This is a genomic window from Pseudomonas sp. SDO5591_S426 (assembly GCF_054070755.1).
Map to the genome: position 1 here is coordinate 1 of NZ_JBSVXD010000250.1, position 6,841 is coordinate 6,841.

The following is a 6,841-nucleotide window of genomic DNA, read 5'->3' on the forward strand; positions in this document are numbered from 1 at the left end:
GGGTAGACAGTGGGTGCGAGTCCATACATAGGAGCTGCCGAAGGCTGCGATCTTTGTTGCTTAGACCACGCGAACCTTACCGCCCAACACCGTCGTCCAACGCTCCGAAAGCACCACCCCACCCAACGTCAACACACCGCCCACCAGGTGATGCATCGCCAGTTGCTCGTGCAGCACCACCGCCGCAATCAGCGCGGTAATCAACGGCAGCAAATTGAAAAACAGCACGGTCCGGCTCGGCCCCAGGCGCACCACGGCCTGCATCCACGCCAATGGCGCCACCATCGAGGCCAGCAAACAGGCATACAACACCAGCGGAATATTCTGCAACGTCGGGCCGATTTTCGGCGAGGCGAGGAACAGCGGAAACAACACCACCACCGCCACCAGCACCTGCAAATACAACAACACCAGCGGCGGTAATTTCAGCTGCCATTTTTTCAACAGAGTGCTGTAGACCGCGTAAGCCAGCGTCGCGACCAGCATCATCGCGTCGCCCAGGTTCACCCCGTGCTCCAGCAACGCGCTGAGACTGCCGGACGAAACCACCACCAGCACGCCGGCGAACGACAGCACCGCACCGGCCAGTGCACCCGCAGTCAGGCGCTGACCGAGGCTGACGATCGCCATGGCCAGCGACATCAACGGCATCAACGACAGGATGATGCCCATGTTGGTGGCCGTGGTCAGGGCTGCGGCGAAATACGCCAGGCTTTGATAGACCGCCATGCCGAGCACGCCGAGGATGAAAATCTTGCCCAGGTTCGGGCGAATCTGCGGCCAGTGAGCGATCACCGGTTTGAGCATGAAAGGCGTGAACAACAAACCGGCGAGCAGCCAGCGGTAGAAACCGATCTCGGCGGGGAAGATCGCCCCGGCCGACATTTTGGTGATCACGGTGTTGCCGGCCCAGATAAAAATGGCCAGCAGGGGATAAGCGTATTGCATCAGGAAAAACCAGAACGTTAATGAGGGGCAATTATCCCCTGTCTGGATACAGGTCTATACTTCGATCCAGACAACCCGCCCTTGATTCCGGACAGCATGACCAGTAAACACATAGATCTGCTGGATTTCAGCGAACTGCCGGCCCCGGTGTACTTCCGGTACGCCGACTTCAATACCCACGAATACGCCTCGGCGCACCGGCATCCCTGGGGCACGCTCGAGTATGCGGCACACGGGGTGTTGCACATGGATGTCGACGGCAGTCGTTTCTTGTCGCCGCCGCAATACGCGGTGTGGGTGCCGCCGGAAATCGAGCACAGTTTCTACAGCCATCAGCCGATCAATTACCGTGCCGTTTGCCTGACCCCCGCAGTCTGTGAGGATTTGCCAAAACAGGCCTGCACGCTCGCCATCAGTGACATTCTCAAGGCGATCCTCAAGGACTTCGCCGTCCGTGATGTAAAGATTCCCGAGCGGGCCGCAGATAAGCGCCTGGCCCAGGTTCTGGTAGACCAGTTGCAACAGGCGCCGGTGCATGAGTGTTACCTGCCCTATGCCAGCACGCCGGGATTGCTGGGTATATGCGAAGCCCTGCAAGCCGCACCTGATGACAATCGGCCCTTGGCGCATTGGGCGGCGCAGGTTCACGTCAGCGAACGGACCCTGGCCCGGCAGTTTGTCCGCGAGTTAGGCATGAGCTTCGGGGAATGGCGCCAGCGTCTGCGATTTCTGGCTGCGATTGAAGCGCTGGACAGCCATCGCAGTATTCAGGAAGTTGCCTTCGACATGGGCTACAGCACGGCTTCGGCATTTATTGCGATGTTCCAGCGTCAAGCGGGTTGTTCGCCCGACTACTATCGGCGCAATAAAATGTTTTAACGGTCTGATTAAGATATTTCATACAGCATTATCCGAAACGAACTTCATGGGGCAGGATTGGAGCGCTGTAGGCTTCGATACTCTTTATCAAGGTTTGCAGGTAATTGTTGTGAAGAGTTTATTGTTAAAAGCTGAAAGTGTTTCGAGCGTTTCTGATGTTGAGTACGAAAACAGTATTCATTTTGATTTCATAAAAAGTGTCATTCCCGACTGGATTGTCAATTCCTCTCTTCAGCGGATGGCTGATTTGCGCAACACCCCCAAAGTTGTTTCCGAATGGCACAAAGCGGCGTCCCCTACCGAGCACCTGGCCGCGAAAGTCGCCACGCAGGCGAGCTGGATGGCACAAAGTACAGTCGATCGGATGCTTGACAATCTGCAGGACGTTGAATCCTTCGCCCAACCAATACTGACTCAGGCTATACGTGACCAATACGGTGTAGTAGTCGATGTCCGTGAAACGTATCTACGCTTGTATTCCACTGCTAAAACTTCACCTTGGGCACTTAATGTCACGGGCGGCGTCAGCAGTCGAACTGTTTCTTTGCTTAACGCTTCACTGCACAACTTTGCCGAAGGCGAATTTTTTAGCGCTGACTCGGTATTTATTGGCAAGCCCGACGAAATTGGGCAGTTTGAAATTAAAAGTCTGGGTATAACAGTCGAGCAGTTCAAGGCGCTGTGTCGAACTCTGGATATCGGCACCCAGTATAAAAAACATCTGGAAAGTTATCTGATTCCCGAAGATGCCATGGTCCGTGCGGTGGTCCAGCAGCGCATTGTCGATAGTCAGAAAAGCGCCATGAAAGCCGCCGCACATCTGGCGTTGATGAAGAAAGACATCGGGCCTGCGGCGTACCTGACTATGTTGAACATGGTTCGGGGCAAAAAGGGGCAGGTGTTCGATGGCGGTCCCGTACGCTATTACCACTTGAGCATGCTGGGCACCCGCCTGACCGGAATTGTGCTTATCGCCGCCGATCTCGACACTCCCGGTGCGAATGTCCGACGCGTTATTGCTTATGTACCGCACGATCCCGAGCACCCGCTGAAAGAGTATGCCTCGACGGTCGAATTCGCGCGTGAACTGACTCGCCAGTTACGGGGCAACGATCAGGCCTCCGCTTCTGCCCCGACGAGCTACCAGACGTTTTTCAGTCGATTCGTGGATCATGGGCAACGTGGACATTTTTTCGCCGCGCTCAACGCCAGGTTGGAGCAAGTCACCTATCACGGCGCGCAACCGGGCTCCGGTTTACCCGCCTGGCGCGAAACCCAGGTGGAGCGCCCTGACCTGCGGTTCGCCTCGGTGTCTTTCGAAAGCGATATCGCCAGTCGCCAACACGACGATCCCTGGATTTATCTCTATGAGCGACAAGTGGACAAGATCCTTGCCGACGGACGTGCGCTGGCGGTGACCACTGCTGATGCGGACAGCGCCGCACGCTGGGCCTGGATTGAAAACCTGGAAAAAATGCTCTCCGACATCATGGAAGTTGGCTTGCTCATCGTGACCCCATTCGTACCGGTGCTTGGGCAGGCCATGCTGGGGTATATGGTCTATCAACTGGTCGACGGGGTGGTTGAAGGCGTTGTCGAATTCGCCGAGGGCGAGTACCTGGAGGCCGCGGAGCACTTGATCGGCGTCGCTGAAAATATGATTCAGTTGGGCGCCTTTGCCGCTGGCGGGATTATCGCCACTCAAGTGGTGAAACCCAGGCTGTCATCGTTCCTCGAAGGTACCCGACAAGTCACGTTAAGAAATGGCGAGCAGCGACTGTGGGGGCAAAATCTGCAGCCCTATCTGCTTCAAAACCTGCGTCTGGCTGCGGACTCCAATCCTGACGCTCACGGCCTGCATCAACATCAGGGCAAGCAGATTCTGCCGCTGGACGGTGACCATTTCGAACTCACGCTCGATTCGCGAACCGGTAAACATCGCGTGCAGCATCCGACTCGACCCGAGGCATACCAGCCGTTGGCGGAAAGTAACGGTACGGGCGCGTTTGTGATCGAGGGTGAGCAACCGCACACCTGGGATGCCGATAAGTTGATCAAGCGGCTTGGTCCCTCGGTGGAAGGCTTGACGGACCGGTTCGGCGACATCCGTACCGTCAGCCGCGCCGACCCTGGAGCGCTTGTACGCATGTACGCCGATAACGAGCGGGCGATTCCTTTGCTGAGCGATACGGTGACCCGCTTCCGGATCGACCGGGACATTCACACGTTCATCCGCAACATCGGCAGCTCCCATGCGCAGGATTACCTGCAGGCCGATGCGCTTTGGCAGTTTCAACTGCTGGACGGCTTGTGGCCAGGCCGGGCGATTGAGCTCGTGGGGGCCGATGGACAGGTTCTGTACTCACTCGGGTCCGCTGCAGAACCTGTGTCCATCCATGCGGACCGACTGGCGAACACCGACCTGATCGACACCTTGCTGTCGTATCTCGATGACGACGAAACCCGCCAACTGCTGGGTGATGAAGCCCACGCATCGCTCGGCAGCCGACGCAAGAATGCCGAGCGTGTGAGGATGCAGCTCGCGCAACTGGCCGATCAGCGCAAGGTCTCGTTGTTCGACACTCGCTACCGAGGCATCGAGCGAGCCGTCAGCGCCGAGGCAAGGGTCATCCAGGACGAGGTGTCAGGGCTGCCCGCTATCGTCGCAGAAGAACTGGTGGCACTGGCTCGTCCGGAGGAGTTGCAGGCGCTCAAGATGCGCAGGCTTCCGGAACGACTGGAAGGTTTTGCGAAATGGGCGCTCAGGGATGTGCGGATCAGTCGGGCCTATGAGGGCTTCTATCTGGAGTCGGTCGACAATCCGGACTTCGACGCCTTGGCCCTGCATTCTCTGGAGAACCTGCCTGGCTGGAACGCCGATGTCCGGATCGAACTCCGTCATTACAGCGTCGACGGTCTAAAGCTGGACAGCATCGGCCGGGATGACGCCGCGATTCGACGTACGCTTGTCATGAGCGACAGCGGAGTGTTCCAGGCCTGTGACGAGCATGGAAATCCCCTGCATTCAGGTAGTGATTTGTTCACCTCGATCTTGCAGGCATTGCCCGATGCCGAGCGGGATGCGTTGCAGATTCATATCGGCCAAGGCCCGATCCTGAAGGCGGCATTACGCGACCATGCCCTGAAGCCTTACCGGTTGACGAGTGTTCTTTCCGACTTGCCGGAGCTGAAAAATTCCGCATTCGATCCGGCGATCATGCGCCTGCGCGGAGGGGCTCCCACCGTGACCGGTGAGGTTGCGCAACTGCAAGACGTCGAGCAACGCTGCCTGGAATTCGTCAACGGTGCCTTTCATCCGAGTATCCCCTCGTTCGAACGATACAACTACCTGCGCGGACTGAAGTTGATGGACGAGAGCTTGTCCGACGATTGCTGGAGCGCACTCTGGGATGGGCTTGCGAAGGCGAACATCGAGGGCTTCGAGGCCAACCAGCGCACAGTAAAAAGCATCGAGGTATTACCGGACCTGAAAACGCTGATATCGCCTGAACAGTTCGAGGCATTGCTCGAGCGGTTGTTCACGGAGGACGGTTTGGTAGCGCTCACGGAATCCGAGCGCAATCTGGGCGAGCGCGCGCGTGATCTCAAGCAAACCGGGCGTCTCGATGAATATCTGGCGCTGCAACAGACAGTCAGGGAAAACGCCACGTTGTCCAGTGAACCATGGGTTGCGTTGCAGCAGTATGCGGATGAGCTTGGATCGGGTGTATCAGCGCCAGAACAGCCCACCGAAGTGACGCCTCAGGTCATGGCCAACCTGCGTCAGGCACAACGTGCGATCTATCGGGCCAAGGAACTGTTGCCTTTATCGGGCAACCAGTTGCCAAGCATCTGGGAAAACGGCGGTTCTGCGATCGCGAAAATCAAGGGATTGCGAGGGTTGGATCTCCAGGAAGGTCAATTCACCGCGCAGATGACAATCGCCGAACATGCGCGCAAAGCCATCGAAATCAAGGGTGGAAACTGTTCGGAAAACTCGAAAGTGACCTTCGCGCTGCTGGCCAGCCAACCGAGAAATTCGCGGGTTCACCTCGTCAAAGCCACCGCTTTCGACCATCAATACGTTGTGATCGGCGATGACTTGAGCAATCTCCAGCAACTGGTCGTTGCCGATTCGTGGCCGGAGTTCCCTGTCGCCCATACGGCGGACAATGGTTACTTCCAGTTCGAACTGCCGGCGCTGGCAACCCTTGAGCCTGGCCCCGCCAGTTCGGACTTTGTCTTCATCAATGATGTGCCGGCGGGGCGCGCGGCGCTGCCGGAGGTTTCCCGGGACAACACCATCAGGCAGATAAAAATAAACAAGCTGTACAAGTCGGGGGCTTATGCTCAATTCACTTCATTGAAGACGTTGGGAACACAATACGGTCTGCCTGGGGAAGTCGGGGTGTCGTTCGAGCGATTACCCGGATCCGTGATCGATAAGCGCCTGTCAGCCTGGCAAGAATATCAACAGGCATTCAAGAGCCTGCTGGAGCAACCGTCCGCCAGTGAATCGCCGGCCGAATGATCCTCCATGGCTGGAGGAAGGTGTAACAAGGCTTGACTACACTCTGGGTGAATGCCGCACCTCTCGGTGCGGCGACAAGGAGAAAACTCCATGAAGACAATGCGTGCCCCTTTGTTGATGATCGGTTTGTTGCTCTGTTCCCAAAGCTTCGCCGCCACTGACCAACAGAACAAGATGACCACCTGCAACGCCGAGGCGACTGCAAAGACTCTCAAGGGCGATGAGCGCAAAGCCTTCATGAGCAATTGCCTCAAGGCCACCCCGGCAGCCAACGATGCCGGCGCGGCCTTGACCCCGCAGCAACAGAAAATGAAAACCTGCAATGCCGATGCCGCCACCAAGGCCCTGAAAGGGGATGAGCGCAAAGCATTCATGAGTGATTGTCTGAAGAAGAAATAAACCTTGGCCTTTGATGTGTGGCGGTAGTGCGGACCTCATCGCGAGCAGGCTCGCTCCTACATTTGTCCTGTGTACTCAGTTCCA

At 57.1% G+C, this 6,841-nt stretch carries 4 protein-coding genes; 3 read left to right on the top strand and 1 reads right to left on the bottom strand.

Going from position 1 to position 6,841, the window contains the following annotated elements:
- Nucleotides 1-60: 60 nt before the first annotated feature.
- Nucleotides 61-948: a DMT family transporter gene (locus ACW9JC_RS27585; protein WP_457458981.1), complete on the bottom strand. Its 888-nt coding sequence runs from the start codon at nt 946-948 to the stop codon at nt 61-63.
- A 96-nt stretch (nt 949-1,044) separates the two neighbouring features.
- Here ACW9JC_RS27585 and ACW9JC_RS27590 point away from each other — a divergent pair, with 96 nt between their 5' ends.
- The 3 genes from ACW9JC_RS27590 (at nt 1,045) to ACW9JC_RS27600 (ending at nt 6,757) form a co-directional block, all read left to right on the top strand.
- The gene (locus ACW9JC_RS27590) at nt 1,045-1,827 is read left to right on the top strand and encodes an AraC family transcriptional regulator (protein ID WP_457458983.1); all 783 of its coding nucleotides are present in this window, start codon (nt 1,045-1,047) and stop codon (nt 1,825-1,827) included.
- Nucleotides 1,828-1,873: 46 nt separating this feature from the next.
- Complete coding sequence (locus tag ACW9JC_RS27595; protein WP_457458985.1) at nt 1,874-6,358, top strand: dermonecrotic toxin domain-containing protein; 4,485 nt, start codon at nt 1,874-1,876, stop codon at nt 6,356-6,358.
- 90 nt (nt 6,359-6,448) lie between these two features.
- On the top strand, nt 6,449-6,757 hold the full coding sequence (locus ACW9JC_RS27600; RefSeq protein ID WP_457458987.1) for a PsiF family protein: 309 nt from the start codon (nt 6,449-6,451) through the stop codon (nt 6,755-6,757).
- Nucleotides 6,758-6,841: the final 84 nt, after the last annotated feature.

Coding starts and splice junctions, on each gene's coding strand:
- ACW9JC_RS27585 (WP_457458981.1), bottom strand. CDS start 948: ATGCAATACGCTTATCCCCTGCTGGCCATTTTTATCTGGGCCGGCAAC.
- ACW9JC_RS27590 (WP_457458983.1), top strand. CDS start 1,045: ATGACCAGTAAACACATAGATCTGCTGGATTTCAGCGAACTGCCGGCC.
- ACW9JC_RS27595 (WP_457458985.1), top strand. CDS start 1,874: ATGGGGCAGGATTGGAGCGCTGTAGGCTTCGATACTCTTTATCAAGGT.
- ACW9JC_RS27600 (WP_457458987.1), top strand. CDS start 6,449: ATGAAGACAATGCGTGCCCCTTTGTTGATGATCGGTTTGTTGCTCTGT.